Below are 23,872 nucleotides of genomic sequence, written 5' to 3'. Positions count from 1 at the left end.
TCTCATTCAGTGGGAGTTTCCTCCCCAATTACAGGGTAACAGTCTGTTCCTTATGGGATATGGGATGTCAATAGACCATCCTGAAGGGTCCATAAGCGATCGAGCTGCTCTATACCTGTCAAACGATGTGTGATTAGCAGAATAGTGCGGGAGCGGTCTAGTTGGTTCAACGTCTTGAGAAAGGCCCGCTCTGTATCGATATCCAGCCCTGTGCAGGGTTCATCAAGAATTAAGATGGGAGCGTTAGAGAGCAACACCCGTGCCAAAGCAATACGCCGCCCCTGCCCACCTGATAATTGAGAGCCATTTTCACCAACCCAACTCTCCAATCCATCAGGTAAAGAGCGTACAAAATCAGCTATCTGCGCTTGCTCTAACGCCGCCCATATCACTTCATCTGATGGAGCTTCGCGCCCTAAGAGCAGATTAGCGCGGATTGTATCATCAAATAAATGGCTCGCTTGTGATAGCCATGCGATGCGCTCTCGCACAATCTCGGTTTTAATGTCTGCAATGTCAGCTCCACCAAGGGTAAGACACCCCTCTTGAGGCGAAACAACCTTTAAGAGCAAAGCAGCAAGGCTGGACTTCCCGGCCCCGGAAGGACCAATAAGAGCTACTCGCTCCCCTTCGCGAAGGGTGAAGTTAATGTTCTTGAGTGTGCTACGGCCTTCCGACCAGCCGAAGGAAAGAGCCTTTGCTGTAATCTCATACCCTTCAGGGGCAGGACGACCCCCTTCTGGCGGCTGAGACGCGGGCATTTTTGTCGCCTCTATAATGCGCTCTGCTGCATGGCATACTTGCCCAGCAATAAGACCAGCGCGCGGAAGGTCCACAATATTATCAAGAGCTGTCATCACAACAAAGAGTACGGTGATGCCTATCACTGCTTGCTCTTTAGAGAAGAACAACCCTGCACAGCCTCCTAGAGCGCAAATCACTCCTAAGCGTGTAAGGAATAGAGCCAACGTATGAGTCCGCGCCATAGCACGGCTTTGTTGGCGTTGGGCTTGGTAAAAGGCCTCCTCTGCGGCAAAAAGACGTGCCTTCGCGGCATCCTCTTGCCCAAAAATACGAAGCTCCTTCATACCGCTTACCAGCTCAAGAGCTTGATTATTCATCTCTGATTGAGCCTGCTGCAAGACAGGCCCCCAACGATATGACATACGTGCCATAAAGGCTGGTAAGATAAAGGCTGTCAGGCAAAAAATGATAGCAATGCTGAACGCTAGCAGCATACTGCCTTTCAGGCAGATAAAGATAACAATCGGCAGGCTTAATAACGCCGTTGCTAAGGGGATAATAATCCGCAGGTAAAGACTATCGAGGCTTTGCACATCGGAGACGAGACGGGTGAGTAAATCCCCAGTACGGCGAAACCCCAACCCTGCCGCCGCACCCCGCGCTAGACGCCGATAAAACCAAAGACGAATATCCGCCAAGACGCGGAATGTGGCATCATGCGTCGCTAGCCGCTCTCCATAACGTAGGATGAGACGTGCCGAACCCGCCCAGCGCAACAGCCCAAATGTGACGAACGCCCCTGCTGTAGCGATTAACCCCAAGCGAGATCCCGTCTGCCCCATTAATAAAAATGCAGCGCAGATGGAGAGTTCAGCCAAAATCAGCCCAATGAATAAGCGCAGCCAACGGGCCTGCCAAACTTTGATTAAAGGGTAAAACCGCTTCATGACTGGCCCTCCTGCACTGTAAGCCGGCCCTGCTCCATAAGAAGATGGTACCTCTCACCAATCCCTTGAAATTGCTGGGAATGGGTGGAGATAACTGCCGTACGACCCTGCAATAGCGGCTTTAAAGCCGTAAGAATATCACCCTCGGTCTCGGGGTCGAGATGCGCTGTAGGCTCATCCATAATCAGGAGCGGCGCATCTTTCAGAAAAGCGCGCGCAATCGCAATGCGCTGCGCCTGCCCACCAGAGAGGCCGAAGCCCCCTTCCCCTAAGCGCGTCTCCACCCCTTCCGGCAAGAGGGGGAGGTAATGCGTAATCGCCGATGCCTCTAACGCAGCTTGGAATTGCGCCTCCGAGGCATGAGGGGCGGCAAACATGATATTCTCTTTCAATGAGCCTGCAAAAAGAACGGGTTTCTGCCCTATCCAACTTATCTGACGTGTTACATCAGCAGGATGGAGGGTCTGAATATCAACACCGCCAAGGCTAATCTGCCCTTCTAACGGACGAATAAAGCCAAGCAACGCCTCTATGAGGGTTGACTTCCCCGCTCCAGAAGGCCCCGTTAAAAGCGCAATCTGACCCGGCTCTAAGTGAAAACTCACATGGTCCAACGCAAGTGGTCGGTCTTCCACCCATCGATAAGACACGTCCCGCACATCCAACGCGATTCCCGCCTTTGTACGCTCTGGCGCGGCAGAGTTTATTCTCTCCGGCGTGATTGATGCTTGTAAAGCGGGAAGTTTTTGCAAAGCCTCCCCGCTATGGGTAATTTGTGCCCGGTCTTGATAAGCTGCGGATAAAGCACGGAATGGTGCGAAAGCTTCCGGTACCATCAAAACGGCAAAAATAATGCTCTCTATTGATGAAAAAGACCCCTGTTGCAGCCTATGATGTTGGTCAATCACAATCCCTATCAAAGCCACAATCATGGCAAGGTCCGTTGAGGCAGACGTTAGGAAGGCAACACGCAGCACTTTCATAGTTCTTTGGCGTAGCTCATCTGCTGCGTGGCCAAGTTCTTCTGAATCCTTTACCGCATTGCCAGAGAGAACGATGGTGGCAATCCCACGGATACGGTCTAAAAAGCGGACTTGTAAGCGATTAAGGGCTAAAATCTGCCGCCGTGAAGCTATAGCCGTGGCTATCCCAAAAACAGCTTGGAAAACGGGTAAGAATAAGCAACATGCGCCTAAGATATAGCCAGCATGATGGTTCTGCCAAAACACCACCACAACAACAGACCATTGCGCTACAACCCACAAAGCGGACGCTGGCAACCAACGGGCGAAATAGCCCTCCAACGCTTCCACGCGGTCCGTCACCATCGCTGCAAGAGCTGCACTATGCTGATGGCGTAATAAAGATGGCCCTTGTGCAAAAAAACGCTCTACTATGCTGCGCCGCAAACGTTTGCGGGCCGTCTCCCCCGCATGAAGGGCAAGCGTCTCTTGCAGATACCCCAAAAAGACACGCACGAGAGAGGCAATGATAAAAAGCACCACCATAGAATGCGGTGTGGCATGTTGGCCGCCCGCAAGCCATGTAGCGAGCATGGACGCTAGGCTCCACATTAAGACCATACCGGTCACAACATTGAGCATCCCTATTAGGGCAAGACTCATTGTGGCCGAGCGATTAGCGCGATTTTGCTGCCGTACCCAGCCTTTTAGCATCTTCTTATCTGCCTTCATGCTGCGACATATACAAGGGAAGGCTTTAAAAGAACAACAAACAAAGCATAAGTTTTGTATCGGGAAAATCTTTCTCTCTGCCTTTTGGCGGTTTTAGGTTGCAAATTTTCATTCTTTTGCGCACATCAAAGCTATGTCTGCACCAATCTTGAATCTCCAAAATATCAGCTACACGCTCGGCGGTCGTCCTTTACTGGATGGTGCGGAGCTTTCCGTCCAACCGGGGGAGCGGCTATGCCTTGTCGGGCGTAATGGCTCTGGTAAATCCACTTTACTCCGCATTGCCGCAGGGGAGCTGGAGCAAGATAGCGGGGAACATTTTCTCCAACCGGGGTTGAAGGTGTATTACCTCCCCCAAGAGCCTGACCTCTCCGCTTGGCAGACTGTTTTTGACTACGTCACTTCTGGCTTAGACGAAACCGCTCATTACAAAGCGCGCGCTATGCTCAGCGAACTAGGAATGGATGGTAGCGAGCGTTGCTCTGCCCTCTCTGGCGGGGAAGCGCGGCGTAGTGCTCTCGCCCGCGCCTTGGCCTCCGAGCCTGACCTTCTCCTCCTTGATGAGCCAACTAACCATTTAGACCTCCCTTGCATTGCTTGGTTAGAACGAGAACTCCTCGCCTCTCAAGCGGGAATGGTTATCATCAGCCATGACCGCCGCTTTTTAGAAACATTATGCCGTGCCGTCTTATGGTTGGAGCAAGGCAAAACCCAACGCTTAGAGGCTAATTTTTCCCATTTTGAATCATGGCGAGATGAGCAAATCGAACTTGCTGAGCGCGCCGCTCATAAATTGGACCGTCAAATCGCACGGGAAGAAGATTGGATGCGCTATGGCGTCACCGCGCGGCGTAAACGCAATGTTCGGCGCGTTGCAGAGCTTGCGGACTTACGAGCTGAGCGGCGCGATATCGCCTCCCGTCAGCGTGGAACGCTCAAATTAGCAGTCAATGAGGCAGAAAATACGAGTAAAATCGTCATCGCTGCGGAAGATATTGGCTGGTCCTACCCGGAACGAACCCTCATAGACTCCCTAACTTTAACAGTAAGCAAAGGAGACCGGCTAGGGGTTTGCGGGGCCAATGGTGCGGGTAAAACAACCCTTCTTAAACTTCTTATTGGCGCATTAGAGCCCCAAAAGGGCGAGATACGCCGTAGCCCCTCCATCCAGATGGTCACACTGGACCAACAACGTAGTGCTTTAGAAGGCGACCAAACGGTGGCTCATTTCCTCACCGATGGGCATGGCGACATGGTGCAGGTTGGTACGGAGAAGCGTCACGTCATCGGTTATATGAAGGACTTTCTCTTTCGCCCAGAGCAAGCACGCACACCTGTCAGCCATTTATCCGGGGGAGAGCGAGGCCGCCTTGCCCTTGCTGCGGCCCTTGCACGTCCGTCTAACTTGCTTGTTCTTGATGAACCAACAAATGACCTTGACTTAGAAACATTGGACCTTCTCCAAGATATGCTCGGGGATTATACGGGCACTGTCTTGCTCGTAAGCCATGACCGTGACTTTTTGGACCGTCTCGCGACATCCACCTTAGTGGCGGAAGGTGATGGCCGTTGGATAGAATATGCTGGTGGCTATTCCGATATGCTCGCCCAACGCAAGGGTACCCCACCACAAGAGCGGCAGGAAAAAACGGCTCCCACTTCCTCATCGCAAGAGAAGGCAGAGGCTCCCCCTACGCGTAGCAACAAGACAACGCACAAACTCAGCTATAAAGAGCAGCGTGAGCTAGACCAACTCCCCCTCACAATCGAGGCGTTAGAGAAAGACGCTATGCTTTGCCGCAAAGCCCTCGCTGACCCAGAGCTTTATAGCCGTGACCCCGCACGATTTGAGAAGATCACGGCTATATTAGCTGAAACTGAGAAAAAACTCAGCGAAGCGGAGGAGCAATGGCTGGAGTTAGAAGCCAAACGTGAGAGTTTGGAATCCTAACAACCCAGCCCTTACACTTTTATTTATGCAGGAGCCGCCCTTTGGCTTGCTCGAACTCAGCCTCGCTCAAAACACCGCGTTCTTTGAGCTGGGCGAGTTTGGCCAACTCATCAGCTGGGCTCGGCCCGCCGAAAGATTGTTCCCGGTTTTGATACGGGCCCCAATCCTGCCCAGATGACGCTAAACGCCGATTTACTGCCAAAAGCTCCTCACGCGGCCACAAAGACCACAACAAGAGGCCAATCCATCCCAGCCCCGTCCAGCCTGATAAGACGTTTAGTCCAACGAGTATCCATCTCTGCGGGTGCCGTCTGATGAGGGCAATCACGCTCGGCAGAAAATACAACCCGAACAAAGCGAGCATTAATACGGCAAAAATGAGCAGGCTAACAAACGGATTTAACCCACCAACATGTGCGTAAGAGTAATCAACCGCATTCATTCTAGAAAATCCTTCCTCTCCAAAGGAGAGATTTAATGAGATAAAAGGCCTGAACTCTGTAATAACCGCCGTGCGCGCTGCATGTCTTCCCCAACGCGTAAAGCAGCATCCAAAGCACGCAAGCCAGCGTCTCCATCCACAATAACGGGCTTACCATCTAAGCAAGACGCAACAAACGCATCATGCTCGGCCGCCAAATTATCATGATCACGCCACTGCACGCTCTGACGCCGGAAGCCACCGCTCCCCGGCATTATCAGACCTTCTTTTCGGTTAATAAAGGATAATGTGCGGCTTGTAAAATCGGCTGAGAGGTAGCCTTCTTGGCTAAATAAACGCATCTTCCGCTCTGTTTTAAACGAGATGCGGCTTGCTGTGATAGACGCTACACAACCATTGGCAAATTGTACCCGCGCATTGGCAATATCCTCATGCGTGCTAGAGACAGCAGCTCCCATCGCATCAATATGCAGGATTGGACTCTCAACCAACGCTAAGATGAGGTCGAGATCATGAATCATAAGGTCCAACACAACGGAAACATCCGTCCCGCGCAATTTATATGGGGCAATGCGTGTTGCCTCTATATAAAGAGGATGTTTAATGCGCGTGTTAATGGCCTCATATTCCGCTGAATAGCGTAAAAGGTGCCCTACTTGCAGGACTAACCCTTTATCGTCCGCACAACGGACAAGAGCCTCTCCATCCTGCCGCGTAGAGGCAAGGGGCTTCTCAACAAGAACATGACATCCTGCTTCAAGAGCTTGACGGGCTAGGCTGTAATGCGCCTCCGCTGGTGCGGCAATAATAACCGCATCACATTGCTGTAAAACTGTTTCATAATCCTCAAAAACAGTCGTCCCGACCTCCCGCGCAACCTCCTGTGCCCGCAGATTATCAGAGTCGTACAGCCCTATAAGAGCTTCTCGTGCATGTTTTGCTGAATGCAGAGCATGAAAGCGGCCAAAATACCCAGCCCCCACCACTGCGACATTAAGGACCCGCTTTTCCATCATAGGGTTCACCATATCTATAAGGCCGTATTTTACAAGCCATCCGCTGCATGCACAGCATGGCTATGTATAATGGTTGCATTAAAATCGTTAAAAGGGCATGGTTTGCACCATCTGTGCAGTAGGCCTCTGGCCTCTCCATTATTAACGTTTTTGAGGTTCTTGAACCCCCTATGTTGTATTATAGCCGCCTCAGGATGTTGGGCGTGGCGGGTGTCTGCCTTATTGCTGCCCTGCTTTGCCTACCTAACTTTATAAAGTCCCCTTGGCCCTCATTGCCTTGGCATCAAGTGCATCTTGGTCTCGACTTACGAGGCGGTTCCTACTTGCTATTGCAGCTTGATACGCAGACACTTCAACGTGACCGTTTACAGTCTTTAGAGGGCCAAGTCCGCCAAAGCCTATTAGACGCTCATCTAGGCTATCGTGAGATTCGGCGTGATGATACCCATAGCGGCCTCATCATCACCCCACGCGCCCTTATGGAGCGTGATGCTGACCGCCAAGCCTTAGAAGGGCTTATCGCCGCTACACCGGGAGAGTTTACTCTTGAGGAAAAAGGAGGGTCTTTTGTTATTAGTCTGACAAAAGACTCCATCCGCAGCCGTGCGCGGGAGGCCGTAACACGCTCTATCGAGATTGTCCGCCGCCGTATTGATAGCACCGGGGCTATTGACCCTAGCATCGCGCGCGAAGGAGAAGACCGCATCGTCCTAGAGCTGCCGGGGATTAGCGATCCACAACGTATTAAAGCTCTGCTCGGCACAACAGCGCGGATGACCTTCCATCTCCTCTCCCCTGACCTAACCCATGCAGGGCCTGGTACCACCTTACTTCCGCTCGCAGATGGGCATGGGCAACTTGCTGTAGAAGATAAGATTGACGTTGACGGGGCCAACCTTGCTGACGCTGCTGCAACTATGAGCGAGAATCAATGGGTTGTTGCTTTAAAGTTCGATAATAAAGGTGCGGAGGATTTCGCCCGCATCACCACGGCCAATGTTGGCAAGCCATTCGCCATTGTGCTTGATGGCCGTATCCTAACCAGCCCCGTCATTAATGGCCCCATCACAGCAGGGCAAGGCATCATCACAGGAAGCTTCTCCGCACGTTCTGCTTCAGACTTGGCGTTGTTGCTCCGCGCTGGGGCTCTCCCTGCACCGCTTACCGTGGTGGAGCAACGCAGCATCGGCCCAAGCCTCGGGGCAGCCTCCATCCATGCTGGGATTATCAGCCTCGCCGCTGGCTTCATCCTCGTTGTGCTATTTATGCTCCTCTTTTACGCCCGGTTTGGCTTCTATGCTGATATAGCTCTGTTTGCCAACTTGGTGCTTATCTTGGCTGTGCTGTCACTCTTTGAAGCAACACTGACCCTACCGGGTATGGCCGGTATTCTCCTCACACTTGGTATGGCTGTGGATGCGAACATCCTCATTAACGAGCGTATCCGAGAGGAAGTACGCCTTGGGCGTAAGCCACTCCAAGCATTGCAGGTTGGCTTCCAACGCGCGACAGGGACCATCATCGATAGTAACGCCACCGCGTTTCTTGCCCATGTGATGCTCTTTGTCTTTGGGACAGGGGCGGTGCGTAACTTCGCACTCACCATCACCATCGGTATTGCCACAACGCTGTTCACAACCCTTATTGTCTCGCGCATGCTTATCATTCGGTGGTATGCGCATAAACGTCCACAAGAATTGCCGGTCTAATCATCATGTTTTCTCGTCCTCTTCTTCGTTTCGTGCGTGATGACCGTCAGATCCACTTTATGCGTGGCCGTCATGCGGGCTTAATCATCTCTGCATTGCTCTCTATCGCCTCCCTTGTGTTGTTCTTTGAACCGGGATTGAATCTCGGCTTGGACTTCCGCGGCGGTGTCATTGTAGAGACACACTCCCCCACCGCAGAGGACCCTGCCCATATGCGGGCTATCCTCAAAGCTGGGCAGGTTGATGCGGCCTCCGTACAGACCTTCGGGTCCCCGCAGGATATCCGCATTGCTATCAATCTCCCACGCGGTGGAGAAGATGAGCATGTCACCCAAAAGCTGGTCGATCATGTCCGCTCAGTAATTGTGCAGGCTGTCCCCGGTGTGCAGATTCAACGTGCTGATGCTGTTGGTGGCTCTGTCTCCTCTGAATTATTTCGTGATGGTGTTTTAGCCCTGCTTTTTAGTTTGGGTATGATTCTTATCTATATCTGGTTCCGCTTTGAGCGTGAGTTCGCCCTTAGTGCGGTCATTACCTTGATTTTGGACCTTACCAAAACGATTGGCTTTCTTGTCATCTCACGTTTTGAGTTTGACCTTGTGATGGTCGCCGCTCTTTTGACCATCCTCGGCTATTCTACGAATGATAAAGTGGTTGTGTATGACCGCGTACGGGAAAATCTGCGTAAGTACCGCACCATGCCTTTACGGGATTTGTTAGACCTCTCCATCAATGAGACTCTCAATCGCACTTTGGGTACCTCTATGACGGTCTTCCTCGCCGCACTGCCCCTCGCCCTCTTTGGGGGGAGTACACTTACAGGCTTTGCTACAGTGATGCTCTTTGGCATTGTGGTAGGGACATCATCCTCTATCTTTATCGCAGCCCCACTCTTGCTGTTAATGGGGCAAAAACGCTTACGCAAAACGAGCTAAGTAAAAACTAGCGCGACATATACAAAGGGAGGCTCACAAGGCCTCCCTTTTTTAATAGGCTCTCATCCAAACAACTTAGCGTGGGATAAGCTCCAAATAACGCGCAAGAACTTGATCTGCCTGAAAGTCTGAGCGGATTGTTTGAGCATTCATATTATGAAGAACCGCCTTGCGTGTGGCCTCATCTATTTGAATGAGCGTTGACATATCTTTTTGCCGTAACTTGCCAAGCATAAAGGCACCACGCGCCATCCCATTAATCACAAAATAGGAATAAAGATGCGCGTTGGGAGAGATGGGCACCCCAAAGGGTGCGTCATCAGCATGACCAACCCCAATAAGGCTACTTGCAAAAAGGGCAACGCTTAGCATTACCCCACGCTTAAGCATAAGGGAGGGAAGAAAACGGCTCATTTGTCGGAAGAACGCCCAGCTAAAATGTCACGGATTTCCGTCAGCAGGATTTCCTCTTGGCTAGGTGCTGGCGGAGCAACTGGTTTAGCGTCCTCTTTACGATGCAATTTACTAATCAATCTCATGGCCCAAAAGACAAAGAAGGCAATGATTAAGAATTGAATCACTGCATTAAGGAACAAACCAACATTAATGGTCACAGATCCGGCTTTTTGCGCCTCTGCCAAAGTATCCTTCACAGGTCCTTTTATGGTGATAAAAATATTGGAGAAATCCACACCACCTGTTAGACACCCCAAAATAGGGGTCAGCATATCCTTGACGGCACTATTTACAATTCCCGTAAAAGCTGCACCAACGACAACACCAATGGCAAGATCCATAACATTGCCACGCATGATGAACTTCTGGAAATCAGCAACCCAACCGGGCGTCTTAATCCGACTCATAAACCTAACCTAATCCTTAAAGTGGAACGCCCCAACAAGCCTATGCCCATAAAGGCGTAAAACAATGGGGAGACATATTGTATATGTTCGCCAAAACCACAAGCGACCTTCCTCATAAGAACCCCATAAAAAGAAAGGAAACGCGCTTTATTTTATAGAAAAAATCCTGTAAGAGGGCTGCGTCTGCTCCGGTCGGCATCGGAGTTTCTTTCTTTTAGGTTCAGGAAATATTATGAAATCCGGCATCCACCCCGACTATCATGAAATCACAGTCGTGATGGCTGATGGCAGCGAATATAAAACCCGCTCCTGCTATGGCGAGCCTGGTGCTACGCTACGCCTTGATATCGACCCCAAGACCCATCCCGCTTGGACAGGCGTACAGCGTATTCTCGATACAGGGGGGCAGGTTGCTAAGTTCAACAAGCGTTTCTCTGGTATCGGTAATATCAAGAAGTAAAACGGTCATCTTTATAAGATGATATGATGTGAGACCCTCTCTTTCCCACGGAAATAGAGGGTTTTTCATATTATAAAGGCCCAGCACTCTCCTCTCGTAATTTCTCTGCTTGACGTTCCCCCCGTCCTAACGCATGGTAGCGTCACTGTCGTGCATTATGCAGGCACCGCCTCTTTTTGGGTGGCGGGTGATTCTTTTTCAGAGTGGCCCGGGCTTGCCAAATGCCGGACCTTCTACCATTCTGCAAAAGGACCGCGTTAACATGACCCTACCGTTAATGCCCAAAGCTACCGCTGTGTGGCTTATTGAGAAAACCGCCCTCACTTTTGAGCAAATTGCTGTCTTTTGCGGGATGCACCCGTTAGAGATTCAGGCCATTGCAGATGGTGAAGTGGGCGGGAGCATCAACGGGTACGACCCCATTAAAAATAATCAACTGACCGAGGCTGAGATTAAACGCTGCGAGGGCAACGCCTCTGCACGTCTAAAATTGAAGGCCGCGCCCAACCCTGTGGCACGCCGTGCAAAAGGTGCTCGGTACACCCCTGTGGCAAAGCGGCATGACCGGCCCGATGCGATTGCCTTCATTCTGCGCCAATTCCCCCAGCTTAACGATACACAAATCGTCCGGCTATTGGGGACAACGAAGGATACAATCGCAAAGATTCGTAACCGCGAACATTGGAACAGCCCCAATATCAAACCGCGTGACCCTGTCATTCTTGGTCTTTGCACACAAACTGACCTCAACGCAGCCGTACAAGCAGCTAATGATCGCCTCGTCCGTGAAGGGACGGCATTGCAGGATACACCTCATGAAGACGACCCGAACCGTCTTTTCGCGACCCCTGATGAATCACATGACGGTCTTTAAGGCATGACGGATAGCGCAGCCCCCTTAGTGGGTGTGATTATGGGTAGTCAGTCCGATTGGGAGACAATGCGCCATGGGTGCGAGCTGCTAGAGAAGCTCGCCATCCCTTACGAGGCGCGTATCGTCTCCGCCCATCGGACCCCGGACCGCCTCGCTTCATACGCGAAATCGGCCCATGATAAGGGGCTGAAGGTGATTATCGCCGGGGCAGGTGGTGCGGCTCATCTCCCGGGTATGTGTGCCGCTTGGACAAGCCTACCTGTCTTTGGTGTACCGGTCGAAAGTCGAAGCCTAAAAGGGCAAGATAGCTTGCTCTCCATCGTCCAAATGCCTGCTGGTATCCCTGTTGGAACTTTAGCGATTGGTCGTGCAGGGGCTGTTAATGCGGCTTTGCTAGCGGCGTCTGTTCTGGCCCTCTCTGATACAGAGTTAGCCAAACGCCTTATTGCTTATAGAGAGGCTCAAACAGCTTCAGTCGCGGAGGTCCCCGTTTAATGGCACAGCAGCCCTTACAACCCAGCGCATGGATTGGCATCGTAGGGGGCGGGCAGCTCGGCCGCATGTCCGCTATGGCTGCGGCGCGGCTTGGCTATAAGGTCCATATCCTCTCCAACACAGCCCCCAGCCCAGCGGCGGAGACATCTGCCAAAGTAACGATCGGCTCTTATGATGACCCTTCATGCTTAGAGAACTTCGCCCAGAGCTGTGATGTCATTAGTTTTGAGTTTGAGAATATCAGTGCCAGCGGCTTAAAACATTTAGCACGTTTTTGCCCTGTTCACCCTTCAGGGCATATTTTGGAGACCAGTCAGGACCGCATTGCTGAAAAAACAATGTTGGGTTCTTATGGTTTACCTGTCGCCCCATGGCATGAAATCAAAGGGACTGAAGACCTCACAGCACTAGCCTCCTTCGGCTTCCCATGTATTTTAAAGACAACCCGCTTCGGGTATGACGGTAAAGGGCAATTCCGCCTTCCAGATGAGGAGGCGTTTCAGGCTCTATTACGCCAAGCTGATACCCTCCCTTACCCCCTCGTTGCCGAGCAGTATATTGATTTCGCACGGGAGATAAGCGTCATGGTCGTGCGCGGTCATGATGGGACTGTCCGGTGTTTTGATGTAGCTGAAAATCACCATCGTGAAGGGATTTTACGCGTCTCCATCGTCCCTGCCCCTATCATGCCTGCCTTAGCTGAGGAGGCGCAAAAACTCGCTGCACAGCTTGCTGAAAAACTAGGTTTAATCGGCATTATGGGGGTAGAACTTTTTGAAGATAAAAATGGCAAGCTCCTTGTTAATGAGATTGCCCCTCGCCCTCATAATTCTGGCCATTGGACGATGAATGCCTGTCTGGTGGATCAATTTGAGATGCATATACGCGCGGTTGCAGGGTTACCGCTCCCTCCGCCTCGGCGTCATTCTGATGTGTATATGCATAATCTCATTGGCCCTGAAGATATGGCCCTCCTGCCAGAGATTGTAGCGGAGGAAAATGCCTCTCTCCATCTTTATGGTAAAGAAGATGCCCGCCCGGGCCGTAAGATGGGCCATGTAAACCGCATCTTCCCACGCGGTGGATTACCTGGTGCTATGGTCTTACAGCATTATAAGCCTATCCTTTCGGCCTAATTCAGTAAGAGATAGATGGTAGATCATCTCTCAAGAAAGTAAGCCAAGCTGACGGAAGCTCGTTAAGGCCTTACGCGTTACAATGAGATGATCTACCACAGAGACCTCTACAACCTGCAAGGCCCTCTCCATCGATTGGGTCATGATGACATCCTTCTTAGAAGGCATAACTTGGCCCGATGGGTGGTTATGCACCATAATAAGACCAAAGGCATTTAACTCTATGCAGCGTTTTGCGACCTCCCGCGGGTAAACCGGTGCGTGATTAATTGTGCCCCGCGTTTGTATTTCATCCAAAATAAGACGATGGTGTTTATCAAGAAATAAAAGCCGGAACTGCTCTACACGCTCCCGCGCCATATGAATCATCAAATAATCATAGAGTAATTCTGGATGTTTTAGCAGGTCCCCCTCTGGCAATAAGGCCCGACTATAACGATGGGCTAGCTCCTTCACTATCGCACATAAAACAGGCAGAGCTACCGTTTCTCGCGGTAATTTTTCCCAGTTTATTGTTGGAGTGCATAATAAATCAGCAAATGATTCATAATGTGCGATGAGATAAGAGGTTAAACCCTGCTGTGCATCTTCCGCTGTGAAGATGAGAGACGCAATCTCAGCAAAGATATCGTCTCTCTGTGGGGAGGCCATATGTTTAAGACTTGTCGGATGAGACACTTTTTATAATAACCCAGCCTCACTCATACTAACATGCCAATCTGGCGCGATTAACATACCCTCATGCACCGTAATATCTAAAGCCGATAAGGCCTGCTTCAACCCCCGTGCATCTGCCGCTAAAGCCGTAGCGGGGGCCTGAGGATGGTAATAGATAATAATTACCGCTGTAGCATGACACTCCAGAAGAATACAAGCAATGAGACGGTGCATTGTGTTTATCTGTCTTTGTTTAGGCAACTCCTTTTCCACAATAAGCCTATTATTACTATCCAAACATAATAAGCTAATCGTTTGCGTGGAAACATGCTGCAACGCCCCTTGGGCATAACGCATCAAGGCATCACTATTACTTAATTGCAAAGGTGCATCACCATCATGCTCCACAAGGGCGCGCGCTGCTATGATAGGCAGTTGAAGGAGCGCAATCGCCTTCTCACTCATTCCCGCATCTTTTAAAGAATCTGGCGCAACTTGTAGCAATTTGCCTATTGTCCCAAAGCGGGCGAGCAAAGCTTTAGCCTGCGGCTTTGTATCTCGCCTCGGTATGGCATAAAAAAGAAGCACCTCTAATAGCTCATAATCTGCAAGTGTTTCCGCCCCATAGGCCAGAATACGCTCGCGCATACGGGCCCTATGTCCTGATTTAGAAGGTGCTACTTTACTCACAATCTGCGGTTATGTCCTAGCTATTAGAGGATGATCGCATTATATCAGATAATTGTGGTTGATGATCTTTTTTCCCCCCGTCTTTCGCCCTCCGAGCCTGATTATCTCGTTGGGCTAAACGCAGAGCAACGCCTTGCTGTAGAGACAACAGAAGGCCCCTTGCTGATTCTCGCCGGTGCGGGAACGGGCAAAACCCGTGTGTTAACAACGCGCTTTGCTCATATTCTGCTCCAACAGCGCGCTTGGCCGGAGCAGATTCTGGCCGTGACCTTTACCAATAAAGCCGCGAAAGAAATGCGCGAGCGCATTAGCGTGATTTTGGATAAACCGGTCGAAGGGCTTTGGTTAGGGACGTTCCACTCCCTTTGTGCGCGTATGCTCCGCCAGCACGCCCCCCGCGTTGGGCTAGAGCGCAGCTTTACCATTCTTGATGCTGATGACCAACTACGCTTGCTCAAGCAAGTGATGGAACCTTGGAAGCTGGACCTCAAACGCTGGCCCCCTGCCCAGCTGATGCACCAAATCCAGTTATGGAAGGATAAAGCCCTCCTCCCGGAGGAGATTACCGCCGCACATGATACGGACCTCGCTAATGGGCAAGCGCGTGCGATTTATGCAGCGTATCAAGCCCGACTAAAAGAGCTTAATGCCTGCGATTTCGGCGATTTAATGCTCCATATGGTGACCATCTTCCGTCAGCATCCCGATGTTCTTGCTCAATATCACCATCGTTTCCGCTATATTTTGGTGGATGAGTATCAAGATACAAACGCCATCCAATATCTATGGCTACGTTTATTAGCCAAACATCCTGACGGCGATCCTGCAAACATCGCTTGCGTGGGGGATGATGACCAATCCATCTATTCTTGGCGCGGGGCAGAAATTGCTAATATTCTGCGGTTTGAGAACGATTTTCCCGGTGCGCGTATCATTCGGCTAGAGCAAAATTACCGCTCTACACCGCGCATCCTTAGTGCTGCCTCTCATATCATTGCCCATAATGAGGACCGGTTGGGCAAAACCCTCCGCCCCGGTTTAGAGAGTGATGAGGGAGAGTTAGTAGAGGTCATCAGCACGCCTGATTCCGATGATGAAGCCCGTATTGTGGGGATGCGTATTCAGACCCTCCATCAAGAGGGGCAGGCTTATGGAGATATGGCTATTTTGATGCGCGCTGGCTTCCAGACGCGTCCTTTTGAGGAAGCCCTCATGCGCATGGGGATTCCGTATCAAATCATCGGGGGCCTTCGCTTTTATGAGCGGGCTGAAATCCGCGATGCGATTGCCTATATGCGGGCCGTTCTTTACCCGTTAGACGACCTCGCTTTTGAGCGCATCGTTAATCTTCCCAAACGTGGCTTTGGTAACGTGGCACTCTCCCGCCTGCGCCTTACTGCGCGCGAAGCGGGACGCTCTCTCCAACAGACCCTCCAACAACAAATTGAGCATAAGCTCATCAAAGGGAAATCTGCCGCTACATTAGCCGAGCTACTCGCGGCTTTGGAGAAAGCACGAAAGATTGTTGCCAAAGAGGGGCATGTAGTCGCAACCGAGACTATCTTAGAAGAGAGCGGCTACCTCACGATGTGGCGTGATGACCCCAAAACAGTAGAAGCCGCTGGACGCTTGGATAATATAGGTGAGCTTCTCCGCGCCATTGGGGAGTTCCCCACGATGGAGGCCTTCTTAGAGCATATTGCTCTCGTTATGGAGAGCGATACCCTCCAAGAAGAACGCGACAAAGTAAGCCTTATGACACTCCATGCCGCTAAGGGATTGGAGTTTCCTACCGTGTTCCTTCCCGGTTGGGAGGAAGGGATTTTCCCCTCTCAACGCTCATTGGATGAAGGGGGCAATCGCGCTTTGGAGGAAGAACGCCGCCTTGCTTATGTTGGGCTTACCCGTGCGCGGGAGCGGGCAATTATCCTCCATGCTGCAAGCCGGCGTATTTATGCAAATTGGCAAGATTCCATCCCTAGCCGGTTTATTGAAGAACTACCCGATAAGCATATTAAACGGCATAGCCCTGCGCGCCATAATCCGCGTCCCGGTTCCTTTTTTGCACGCCAAGCTCAGGCCAACATGAGCAGGTCTCCCTCCTCTAGTCGTTATAGACCAGAGGCCCTCTCCAACCGTCCTACCATTCCCCTTGGGGCGACTGTGCAGCATAGCCGCTATGGTGAAGGCGTGGTCATTGGTGTTGAAGGGGAGCGACTCTCCGTTAATTTTGAAGATGTCGGCCTAAAACGCATCATGGCCGGTTTTGTAAAGGTCGTATCATGAAGGCAAAACAAAGCCCCATCGCCCCATCCCATATTGGCACACGCCATGCGCGTATGTTGGAGACCCTCTCCATTGTGGTGGAGGAAGCACATGTTCCACTTTTTGAGCAAGTTCTCCTCGGGGTGTGCGATACAGTCGGGATGTTTGAGGAAGATGATGAGCAACGCTATTGGCGGTTAGAGGCCGTTAAAGAACGCGGCAAGAATGAAGATGAATTAGAAAATGGCCTCGCCCTTGTCCGTGCTATGACAGGTGTTGAGGCCCCGCTCCTCCGGCGGGAAACGGAGGCAGAAGGGTGGTTAGCCCGCACACAAGAGGCCTTTCCTCCTCAATATGTCGGGCGGCGTTTTTGTATTCGTGGAACACATTTAAAAGATAAGGCGGCGCGCAACCGGCTGAATATCACCTTAGATGCCGGGATTGCTTTTGGCTCTGGCGAGCATGGCTCTACGCGTGGATGCCTGCGCGCTTTAGAACGCATTGCGTACCGCAAACCACAACATATTTTAGATATGGGCTGCGGCTCTGGGATTCTTGCAATGGCTGCTGCGCGGCTGTTCCATCGCCCCGTTTTAGCGGTGGATATTGAGCCTTGGTCTGTCCGTGTGGCGGCCTCTAATGCACGGTTAAATAAATTGGGGCCGTTATTAGAGTGCCGCTTCGGCAATGGCTGGCTAACCGAGAGCGTGCGCAAAAAAGCCCCTTACGACCTTGTTTTTGCCAATATCCTCGCCCGCCCACTATGCCGTATGGCCAAGGATTTAGCCTACCATTTACAAAAAGGGGGTACGGCCATCCTTGCTGGGCTGCTCACCACGCAAGCGCGCATGGTTCTTGTCGCTCATCAACGCCAAGGGCTGGTTTTAGAACATCATCTAAAAGAAGGTGCTTGGAGCACCCTCGTCCTCCGCAAACCTTTTTAAGCGAATCCTTTCTCCTATCTGCATGGTGCCCCTATGTCTTTGTCGTCTCTTCCACTAAAAGACCGTCCCGCTCTCGTGCGCCAACAATTCCCGCATTTTGATATTGCAGGGTTTATCATAACGCGCGGGGATGAATATTTGGGGGAATATGTTGCCCCCTATGCAGAGCGGCTCGCATGGTTGACGGGTTTTACCGGTAGCGCAGGGCTGGCCATCTTACTAAACGATAAAGGCTGTGTCTTTTCGGATGGACGCTATACCGTGCAGATGAAGGACCAAACCCTCCCCGAGCATTGGGAAACGCGCCATAGTAGCAAGACCCCGCCCCGGCAATGGTTAGAAGAACATGCCCAGGGCTTACGCATTGGTTATGACCCAAAATTAGTCAGCCAGCGGGAGCTTGCAGCATGGTCCTCTCCCCATATTCAGCTCATCGCCCTAGAGGGCAATCCCATTGATGCCGCTTGGACTGACCAACCCGTCCCCCCAACAACCCCTATCATCCATCATCCATTAGAGTTTACCGGCAAAACAAGCCGCGAGAAACGAGCAGAGCTTGCCCAACAATTACGCAAGGCAGGCCAAGAGGCCATGATTATAGCCGATTGCCCGTCTCTCGCTTGGTTACTCAATATCCGGGGCCATGATATTGCCATGACCCCCATAGCCCATGCTTATGGTATCCTTTATGCGAGTGGGCAGGTTGAGATTTTTGCTGAACAAAGCCGCTTTCATGATGCTGTAGAAGATGACGGCATTTTACCAAAAGCCCCATCTTCTTTACCAACGGCTTTACAACATCTTTCCGGCAAACTTGTCCGCCTAGACCCAGCAACAACCCCACTCTGGTTCCGTATGACGCTAGAGGCAGCAGGGGCTGAAATTGCTGATGGGCCAGACCTCTGCACATTGCCCAAAGCGATAAAAACCAAGACAGAGCAAGACGGTAATCGCCGGGCGCATCAGCTTGATAGTATTGCCCTTGCCCGTTTCCTCCATTGGGTAGAAAAACACGGTGTTGGCCAGCGTGAAACGGCACTTGCTGCGAAGTTAGAATCATTCCGGGCTTTATCACCTGATTATAAAGGCCCTAGTTTCGAAACAATCTCCGCAGCGGGGCCGAATGGGGCTTATCCCCATTACCGAGCGGAAGTAGGGCGCGATAGTATCCTCACAGAGAATTGCGTCTATCTTGTCGATAGTGGGGCGCAATATCCCTTCGGCACCACCGACATCACCCGCACTCTATGGATTGGCCCTGATGAGCCACCAGCCGCCCTTAAAAAGGCCTTTACTGCTGTGTTGCGCGGGCATATCGCGCTAAGCCGCCAACGCTTCCCGCACGGCCTATCGGGGTATCGGCTCGATAGTGTAGCACGTTCTGCCTTATGGAATATGGGGCTGGATTTCGACCACGGTACAGGCCACGGCATTGGGAGTTATCTCTCCGTCCATGAAGGGCCGCAATCTATCTCCGTAGCACTAAGGCCAACCGGGTTAGTACCGGGCATGATTCTCTCTAACGAGCCCGGCTATTATGAGGTCGGTGCGTATGGGATTCGGATTGAGAATCTCCTCTTAGTGAAGGAAAGCACACTTAACGGCCCATCAGGCCCCTTCTTGGAGTTTGAAACCCTCACCCACACACCCATTGATAAACGTCTCATCGACACGGCGCATCTCACACCAGATGAGCGGCAATGGTTGGACCGTTATCACGCCACAGTGCAGGAAAGATTATTGCCCCTCCTAGAGAGGGAGCTTCATGAGTGGGTGAAAGAAAGCTGCGCCCCACTCACCTAAACAAGCCCATAAAATAAGGACGGTGCCTCCCCCCTTAGGCAGCGGGGAGGTCCTCCTCCAACACGGTGAGGTTGACGGCATAAGAGACTTCGCCCTCATCCTCATCACGATATACCGTCCCTACAACCTCGCCTGCCACAGCGATCTCCACACTCATACCCTTACGAGGGGGGACATTCACCGTCAGCTTGGGAGAGCCCAAGAGACGTTGTAACGCCGCCTGTAAGCGCAGGATTTCAGAGTGGGACATATCAGCCATAAAGTAAGCTCCAAATACGGAATGAATCTTTCCCCTCTCTAGCCCATTGCTAAGAAGACGAAAACCCATCTTCCCGATGGAAAGGAAAACATGATAGAGCATCTCCCATATTTCGTAACTCTACACATATGGAAGAAACAATGACCCTCCCAAAGGTTGTCCGTTGCCTTGCTTACTTTTTGCCCGTCACTCTCACAGCTTGTGGCTATTGGGATGCGCGGGAAGCTCATCGCGCTCAATATGAGATGATCGGCATGACGACCTATGACCTCCAAGCCTGTGCGGGCGGCCCTAATTCGACAAAGACATTAAACGACACAACAGCTGTGTGGGAATATGACATCAGCCGCTCCATTCCTTCACTTCCGGATTCTGGTTTGATTCCTGCCAGTGCGGCCATTAGTGCGTATCAATCTATTTTTGGTGGGGCTGGGGCTAGCTGCCGTATGCTCATCCGCATAGACCATGACCGCGTTTCAGAGGTCCATTATACGGGTGATGATGATGAATATATCGGCCAAGATGGTATTTGCTCCATGCTCACACGCGGTTGTGCGCGTCAGCCAGAAGGGACCATGCGGGATGCACCGGGCATCTGGCCTATGGGGCCAATCTCTGCGTTCCATTCTACGCCAACGCCAGAGCAAAGCCCCAAGGCCACCTATTCAGACCAATCGGGTAAATATGTACCTTTCTATAAACATAAGCCCGGCACACCTCTCATCCAGCCTGCTCCTAAGGATGGAACAATACCGGATGTTCCCCGCAATCGTGGGCTCATTAACATCCAGCAGGGCGATAATGGCCTCCCCGTTATTAATGAGCCCGGCGACTAAACGGATTTATTACGACAATAAATCCTTCATCCGCCTTACCGAAGGCCCTAACCCAACAAAAATGGCCTCGCCGATTAGAAAATGCCCAATATTTAACTCTTTAAGATGCGGCAATTTTGTAATCGGCGTAACATTTTCATAGGTCAGCCCATGCCCCGCATGGAGCTCCAACCCTACCTCCCCAGCAATGCGGGCAGCCTGATGCAATCGCTCCAGCTCTCCCGCTTTGCCTGCGGCATAGGCCCCCGTATGCAGCTCAATCACCGGGGCCCCCAAGGCCGCAGCAGTACGGATAGCCTCTGGCTCTGGGTCGATGAATAAAGAAACACGAATACCTGCCTGAAGCAGGCGCGTGATATGCGGAGCAAGATGATCGCGCAGACCGATCACATCCAAGCCGCCTTCAGTTGTCAATTCCGCCCGTCTCTCAGGCACTAAGCAGCAGGCATGAGGCTTTAAGTCACATGCAATAGCGACCATCTCATCGGTAACAGCCATCTCAAAATTAAGTGGAGCGGGCAAAGCACGCAGCTGTTTTACGTCTTCATCTCGGATATGACGGCGATCTTCCCTCAAATGCGCGGTAATCCCATCAGCACCATGCTGTAAAGCAAGCTCTGCTGCACGCACAGGGTCTGGATAAGCCTCACCACGCGCATTTCGTAATGTTGCAACATGATCCACATTAATACCAAGACGAATCATCGGCTTATCCTTTCTTGCTCACTTGCAGTGAGACTCAGTCACTGCTCGTTGATGCGCCATATCATGGGCCATTCTCATCGCTGATAAAAGACTAGAACAATCCGCACGGCTTTTCTCCCCACGCCCCACGGCAATATCAAAGGCTGTACCGTGGTCAGGTGAGGTCCGAATAATGGGAAGGCCCAGCGTGATATTCACCCCCCCTGCCATATCAAGAGTCTTTACAGGGATAAGCCCTTGGTCATGATATAAACAAATCGCCGCATCATAATGGCTACGCACAGCGGCACTAAACATCGTATCAGGGGGCATCGGGCCAATAACATTAATGCCCTCTTTAGTAAGAGCCTCAATAGCAGGGCGGATAATCCGCACCTCCTCATCCCCCATCATGCCATGCTCCCCGGCATGAGGGTTAAGACCCGCAATAGCCAATCTAGGATTCGTAAACCCAAAATCACGCTTTAGAGCCTTGGCCGTGATTTTGCTGACCTCAACAATACGCTCCGCCGATAAACACTTAATGGCCTGCTGGAGAGAAACATGAATACTCGTTAAAGCGACCTTCAGCTCTGGGCAGGCGAGCATCATCACCTCTTGTCCTGAAGCCTTACATAAAGAGGCAAGAAACTCCGTATGCCCCGGATGAGGAAACCCCGCAGCCGCTAATATATGCTTAGCAATCGGGTTAGTCACCACAGCCCCAGCCTGACCCGCCAAGCTATAATGCACAGCCTGTTTTATACTCTCTATAACTGCGGGGGCATTTTGCGCGGAAGGCTTACCCGGCTGCACAACCTCCGGGCACGATACCCGCTGAACGGGCAGGGCATGGGCAAAACAAGCTCTCGCCTCTGCTGGATGAGTGATCTCTTGCCATACAATCGCCTCACCCAACAAAGTCGGATCACCAATCCAGAAAAAGACACATCCCGTATCCCGCAATGCTTGCCAAACACGGCCTGTTAATTCTGGCCCTATGCCAGCGGGATCACCCATTGTGAGTGCGAGTGGTGCCGCCTTCATATCGTCTCACTCCGCTAAAGCTGCGAGAATGCGCACCCAAGAGCGGATCCCATGATGAAAAGACTCAAAACCATATTGCTCATTAGGGGAATGAATATGATCATCCGCTTGAGCAAACCCCACCATCAAGGCATCCATCCCCAAAGCATGCCGGACTTCCTCCGCAACGGGGATAGACCCACCACAGCCCGTTGTAACGGCTGGCTCGCCCCATTCTTCACTCAAGGCTTTGAGTGTTGCGGCAAGATATGGGCTCTCTTTTTCCACCGCAAAACCAGCAGAGGCCCCATGTGATGTAAAAGTGACAGTCACATCCTCTGGCAGGTTATCACGCACATAAGCCCGAAATGCCTCCCGAATCTTCAACGGGTCCTGCCCCGGCACAAGGCGAAACGATAATTTTGCTGAGGCTTGAGCCGGGATAACGGTTTTAAACCCATCATCTTGGTACCCACCGCCAATGCCATTAACCTCAAAACTAGGGCGACACCATGTTTGTTCTATTGCGCTAAAGCCTTGCTCCCCTGCCGCGTGAGACAAGCCAACCTCACCTAACAAAGCGGCATCATCAGGGTATAAATGCGCCCATTGTGCCCGCGTTTGCTCATCTGGCACGACCACACCATCATAAAAACCGGGTAAGGTGATGCGGCCTGTTTCATCGCGCAAGCCACTAATAAAGCGACATAACAAATAAGCAGGATTAGCCGCCGCATTGCCATACATGCCAGAATGTAAATCTTGCTTAGCCGCTGTTAGACAAATCTCCTCCGCCACCGTACCGCGTAAAGAGGTTGTAATGGCTGGGGTATGACGATTAGGCATCGCCGTATCGCAAATAAGGGCGATATCAGCGCGTAAATCAGCCTGATGCGCCTTGAGGAAAGGCAATAGATTCTCCCCGCCCGATTCTTCCTCCCCTTCCAAAAGGATACTCACCGCCACAGGCAAGCGGCCATGCACCGCCTTCCACGCTCGACAGGCCTCGATAAAGGTCATCACCTGTCCTTTATCATCGCTTGCTCCGCGTGCCACGATAACCTTCCGCCCTGTTTCATCCTCCTTTATGCACGGCTCAAAAGGCTTGCTATGCCATAGATGATCCGGGTCCGTTGGCTGAACATCATAATGCCCATAGAAAAGAACATGCGTTTGCCCAGCCTTGGCATAAGCGTCATTCTCATCGGCATGACCAACAACCATCGGATGCCCCGGCTCAGCCCATTTGACATCGTGCGTCTCTGCTGCAAAGCCTATAGTGCACAACTCCTCAACCAACCATTGCGCAGCGCGACGGCAATCCTCACGATGTTCCTTTTGCGTAGAAATACTAGGGATGCGTAGCAAATCAAAAAGCCGCTCGCGGGCAGCATCTTGCTGCTCATCAACATAATGAAGAACATCAGACATTATGCCATTCA

At 51.6% G+C, this 23,872-nt stretch carries 23 protein-coding genes; 11 read left to right on the top strand and 12 right to left on the bottom strand.

The features are described from left to right. Window positions 1-50: 50 nt before the first annotated feature. The gene (cydC, locus tag GM557_RS04740; protein ID WP_155573168.1) at window positions 51-1,691 is read right to left on the bottom strand and encodes a thiol reductant ABC exporter subunit CydC; all 1,641 of its coding nucleotides are present in this window, start codon (window positions 1,689-1,691) and stop codon (window positions 51-53) included. Continuing rightward, complete coding sequence (gene cydD, locus GM557_RS04735) at window positions 1,688-3,385, bottom strand: thiol reductant ABC exporter subunit CydD (protein ID WP_155573167.1); 1,698 nt, start codon at window positions 3,383-3,385, stop codon at window positions 1,688-1,690. The genes cydC and cydD overlap by 4 nt, the downstream gene beginning before the upstream one ends. Before the next feature lie 133 nt (window positions 3,386-3,518). Between cydD and GM557_RS04730 the strand changes: the two genes are divergently transcribed. Next, window positions 3,519-5,336 (top strand): ABC-F family ATP-binding cassette domain-containing protein, encoded by a 1,818-nt coding sequence (locus tag GM557_RS04730; protein WP_155573166.1) that lies wholly within the window; start codon window positions 3,519-3,521, stop codon window positions 5,334-5,336. 19 nt (window positions 5,337-5,355) lie between these two features. On the opposite strand, the gene GM557_RS04725 is transcribed toward GM557_RS04730, so the two are convergent. Both GM557_RS04725 and GM557_RS04720 read right to left on the bottom strand, forming a co-directional pair. Further along, window positions 5,356-5,778 carry a superinfection immunity protein gene (locus GM557_RS04725; RefSeq protein WP_196424610.1) on the bottom strand — a complete coding sequence of 141 codons (423 nt, stop codon included), beginning with the start codon at window positions 5,776-5,778 and terminating at the stop codon, window positions 5,356-5,358. 32 nt (window positions 5,779-5,810) lie between these two features. Continuing rightward, entirely contained in the window at window positions 5,811-6,794 is a 984-nt protein-coding gene (locus GM557_RS04720; RefSeq protein WP_155573165.1) for a Gfo/Idh/MocA family protein, read from the bottom strand. Window positions 6,795-6,964: 170 nt separating this feature from the next. Between GM557_RS04720 and secD the strand changes: the two genes are divergently transcribed. Then, a complete protein-coding gene (gene secD, locus GM557_RS04715; RefSeq protein ID WP_155573164.1) occupies window positions 6,965-8,503 on the top strand; it encodes a protein translocase subunit SecD in 1,539 nt (512 codons plus the stop codon). Window positions 8,504-8,508: 5 nt separating this feature from the next. Beyond that, window positions 8,509-9,438 (top strand): protein translocase subunit SecF, encoded by a 930-nt coding sequence (secF, locus tag GM557_RS04710; protein ID WP_155573163.1) that lies wholly within the window; start codon window positions 8,509-8,511, stop codon window positions 9,436-9,438. 75 nt (window positions 9,439-9,513) lie between these two features. Here the strand turns inward: secF and GM557_RS04705 are convergent, their stop codons facing one another. Next, window positions 9,514-9,852, bottom strand: a complete 339-nt coding sequence (locus tag GM557_RS04705) for a hypothetical protein (protein WP_155573162.1) — start codon at window positions 9,850-9,852, stop codon at window positions 9,514-9,516. Beyond that, window positions 9,849-10,301 (bottom strand): large-conductance mechanosensitive channel protein MscL, encoded by a 453-nt coding sequence (gene mscL, locus GM557_RS04700; RefSeq protein ID WP_155573161.1) that lies wholly within the window; start codon window positions 10,299-10,301, stop codon window positions 9,849-9,851. Before mscL ends, GM557_RS04705 begins: the two co-directional genes overlap by 4 nt. 232 nt (window positions 10,302-10,533) lie before the next feature. Here mscL and rpmE point away from each other — a divergent pair, with 232 nt between their 5' ends. The 4 genes from rpmE (at window position 10,534) to GM557_RS04680 (ending at window position 13,266) form a co-directional block, all read left to right on the top strand. After that, entirely contained in the window at window positions 10,534-10,761 is a 228-nt protein-coding gene (gene rpmE / locus GM557_RS04695; RefSeq protein ID WP_099027348.1) for a 50S ribosomal protein L31, read from the top strand. Between the two features lie 262 nt (window positions 10,762-11,023). Next, window positions 11,024-11,635 carry a DUF1013 domain-containing protein gene (locus GM557_RS04690; RefSeq protein WP_155573160.1) on the top strand — a complete coding sequence of 204 codons (612 nt, stop codon included), beginning with the start codon at window positions 11,024-11,026 and terminating at the stop codon, window positions 11,633-11,635. 3 nt (window positions 11,636-11,638) lie between these two features. Further along, complete coding sequence (gene purE / locus GM557_RS04685; RefSeq protein WP_155573159.1) at window positions 11,639-12,130, top strand: 5-(carboxyamino)imidazole ribonucleotide mutase; 492 nt, start codon at window positions 11,639-11,641, stop codon at window positions 12,128-12,130. Beyond that, entirely contained in the window at window positions 12,130-13,266 is a 1,137-nt protein-coding gene (locus GM557_RS04680; RefSeq protein WP_155573158.1) for a 5-(carboxyamino)imidazole ribonucleotide synthase, read from the top strand. The genes purE and GM557_RS04680 overlap by 1 nt, the downstream gene beginning before the upstream one ends. Before the next feature lie 30 nt (window positions 13,267-13,296). On the opposite strand, the gene GM557_RS04675 is transcribed toward GM557_RS04680, so the two are convergent. Continuing rightward, window positions 13,297-13,917, bottom strand: a complete 621-nt coding sequence (locus GM557_RS04675; protein WP_155573157.1) for a RadC family protein — start codon at window positions 13,915-13,917, stop codon at window positions 13,297-13,299. A gap of 30 nt (window positions 13,918-13,947) precedes the next feature. After that, a complete protein-coding gene (locus GM557_RS04670) occupies window positions 13,948-14,571 on the bottom strand; it encodes a JAB domain-containing protein (RefSeq protein ID WP_155573156.1) in 624 nt (207 codons plus the stop codon). Between the two features lie 96 nt (window positions 14,572-14,667). On the opposite strand from GM557_RS04670, the gene GM557_RS04665 reads away from it, so the two are divergent. The 3 genes from GM557_RS04665 to GM557_RS04655 are packed head-to-tail and all read left to right on the top strand — an operon-like array spanning window position 14,668 to window position 19,625. Continuing rightward, complete coding sequence (locus tag GM557_RS04665; RefSeq protein WP_370513428.1) at window positions 14,668-16,899, top strand: ATP-dependent helicase; 2,232 nt, start codon at window positions 14,668-14,670, stop codon at window positions 16,897-16,899. Continuing rightward, on the top strand, window positions 16,896-17,822 hold the full coding sequence (locus GM557_RS04660) for a 50S ribosomal protein L11 methyltransferase (RefSeq protein ID WP_099027355.1): 927 nt from the start codon (window positions 16,896-16,898) through the stop codon (window positions 17,820-17,822). The genes GM557_RS04665 and GM557_RS04660 overlap by 4 nt, the downstream gene beginning before the upstream one ends. 33 nt (window positions 17,823-17,855) lie before the next feature. Continuing rightward, on the top strand, window positions 17,856-19,625 hold the full coding sequence (locus GM557_RS04655; protein WP_155573154.1) for an aminopeptidase P family protein: 1,770 nt from the start codon (window positions 17,856-17,858) through the stop codon (window positions 19,623-19,625). A gap of 34 nt (window positions 19,626-19,659) precedes the next feature. On the opposite strand, the gene GM557_RS04650 is transcribed toward GM557_RS04655, so the two are convergent. Further along, on the bottom strand, window positions 19,660-19,884 hold the full coding sequence (locus GM557_RS04650) for a DUF3126 family protein (RefSeq protein WP_099027357.1): 225 nt from the start codon (window positions 19,882-19,884) through the stop codon (window positions 19,660-19,662). Window positions 19,885-20,024: 140 nt separating this feature from the next. Between GM557_RS04650 and GM557_RS04645 the strand changes: the two genes are divergently transcribed. Continuing rightward, window positions 20,025-20,720 (top strand): hypothetical protein, encoded by a 696-nt coding sequence (locus GM557_RS04645; RefSeq protein ID WP_230873278.1) that lies wholly within the window; start codon window positions 20,025-20,027, stop codon window positions 20,718-20,720. A 9-nt stretch (window positions 20,721-20,729) separates the two neighbouring features. Here GM557_RS04645 and GM557_RS04640 read toward each other — a convergent pair whose 3' ends face one another. From GM557_RS04640 to GM557_RS04630, 3 genes are read right to left on the bottom strand one after another with little or no spacing between them, the layout of a single operon-like run. Then, window positions 20,730-21,425 carry a pyridoxine 5'-phosphate synthase gene (locus GM557_RS04640; RefSeq protein WP_155573153.1) on the bottom strand — a complete coding sequence of 232 codons (696 nt, stop codon included), beginning with the start codon at window positions 21,423-21,425 and terminating at the stop codon, window positions 20,730-20,732. An 18-nt stretch (window positions 21,426-21,443) separates the two neighbouring features. Then, window positions 21,444-22,451, bottom strand: coding sequence for a 4-hydroxythreonine-4-phosphate dehydrogenase PdxA (gene pdxA, locus GM557_RS04635; RefSeq protein WP_155573152.1), 1,008 nt, complete (start codon window positions 22,449-22,451; stop codon window positions 21,444-21,446). Window positions 22,452-22,457: 6 nt separating this feature from the next. Continuing rightward, window positions 22,458-23,861 carry a M20/M25/M40 family metallo-hydrolase gene (locus GM557_RS04630; RefSeq protein ID WP_230880597.1) on the bottom strand — a complete coding sequence of 468 codons (1,404 nt, stop codon included), beginning with the start codon at window positions 23,859-23,861 and terminating at the stop codon, window positions 22,458-22,460. Between the last annotated feature and the right edge of the window lie 11 nt (window positions 23,862-23,872).

The organism is Bombella sp. ESL0385 (assembly GCF_009725755.1).
Taxonomy (GTDB): Bacteria; Pseudomonadota; Alphaproteobacteria; order Acetobacterales; family Acetobacteraceae; genus Bombella; species Bombella pollinis.
The sequence above is the reverse complement of the archived record's forward strand: the minus strand, read 5'-3'. Positions and strand labels throughout refer to the sequence as shown.

What these genes read in the sequence shown, in the direction of transcription:
- cydC (WP_155573168.1), bottom strand. Translation starts at nt 1,691, where the DNA reads ATGAAGCGGTTTTACCCTTTAATCAAAGTTTGGCAGGCCCGTTGGCTG.
- cydD (WP_155573167.1), bottom strand. Translation starts at nt 3,385, where the DNA reads ATGAAGGCAGATAAGAAGATGCTAAAAGGCTGGGTACGGCAGCAAAAT.
- GM557_RS04730 (WP_155573166.1), top strand. Translation starts at nt 3,519, where the DNA reads ATGTCTGCACCAATCTTGAATCTCCAAAATATCAGCTACACGCTCGGC.
- GM557_RS04725 (WP_196424610.1), bottom strand. Translation starts at nt 5,778, where the DNA reads ATGAATGCGGTTGATTACTCTTACGCACATGTTGGTGGGTTAAATCCG.
- GM557_RS04720 (WP_155573165.1), bottom strand. Translation starts at nt 6,794, where the DNA reads ATGATGGAAAAGCGGGTCCTTAATGTCGCAGTGGTGGGGGCTGGGTAT.
- secD (WP_155573164.1), top strand. Translation starts at nt 6,965, where the DNA reads ATGTTGTATTATAGCCGCCTCAGGATGTTGGGCGTGGCGGGTGTCTGC.
- secF (WP_155573163.1), top strand. Translation starts at nt 8,509, where the DNA reads ATGTTTTCTCGTCCTCTTCTTCGTTTCGTGCGTGATGACCGTCAGATC.
- GM557_RS04705 (WP_155573162.1), bottom strand. Translation starts at nt 9,852, where the DNA reads ATGAGCCGTTTTCTTCCCTCCCTTATGCTTAAGCGTGGGGTAATGCTA.
- mscL (WP_155573161.1), bottom strand. Translation starts at nt 10,301, where the DNA reads ATGAGTCGGATTAAGACGCCCGGTTGGGTTGCTGATTTCCAGAAGTTC.
- rpmE (WP_099027348.1), top strand. Translation starts at nt 10,534, where the DNA reads ATGAAATCCGGCATCCACCCCGACTATCATGAAATCACAGTCGTGATG.
- GM557_RS04690 (WP_155573160.1), top strand. Translation starts at nt 11,024, where the DNA reads ATGACCCTACCGTTAATGCCCAAAGCTACCGCTGTGTGGCTTATTGAG.
- purE (WP_155573159.1), top strand. Translation starts at nt 11,639, where the DNA reads ATGACGGATAGCGCAGCCCCCTTAGTGGGTGTGATTATGGGTAGTCAG.
- GM557_RS04680 (WP_155573158.1), top strand. Translation starts at nt 12,130, where the DNA reads ATGGCACAGCAGCCCTTACAACCCAGCGCATGGATTGGCATCGTAGGG.
- GM557_RS04675 (WP_155573157.1), bottom strand. Translation starts at nt 13,917, where the DNA reads ATGGCCTCCCCACAGAGAGACGATATCTTTGCTGAGATTGCGTCTCTC.
- GM557_RS04670 (WP_155573156.1), bottom strand. Translation starts at nt 14,571, where the DNA reads ATGCGCGAGCGTATTCTGGCCTATGGGGCGGAAACACTTGCAGATTAT.
- GM557_RS04660 (WP_099027355.1), top strand. Translation starts at nt 16,896, where the DNA reads ATGAAGGCAAAACAAAGCCCCATCGCCCCATCCCATATTGGCACACGC.
- GM557_RS04655 (WP_155573154.1), top strand. Translation starts at nt 17,856, where the DNA reads ATGTCTTTGTCGTCTCTTCCACTAAAAGACCGTCCCGCTCTCGTGCGC.
- GM557_RS04650 (WP_099027357.1), bottom strand. Translation starts at nt 19,884, where the DNA reads ATGGCTGATATGTCCCACTCTGAAATCCTGCGCTTACAGGCGGCGTTA.
- GM557_RS04645 (WP_230873278.1), top strand. Translation starts at nt 20,025, where the DNA reads ATGACCCTCCCAAAGGTTGTCCGTTGCCTTGCTTACTTTTTGCCCGTC.
- GM557_RS04640 (WP_155573153.1), bottom strand. Translation starts at nt 21,425, where the DNA reads ATGATTCGTCTTGGTATTAATGTGGATCATGTTGCAACATTACGAAAT.
- pdxA (WP_155573152.1), bottom strand. Translation starts at nt 22,451, where the DNA reads ATGAAGGCGGCACCACTCGCACTCACAATGGGTGATCCCGCTGGCATA.
- GM557_RS04630 (WP_230880597.1), bottom strand. Translation starts at nt 23,861, where the DNA reads ATGTCTGATGTTCTTCATTATGTTGATGAGCAGCAAGATGCTGCCCGC.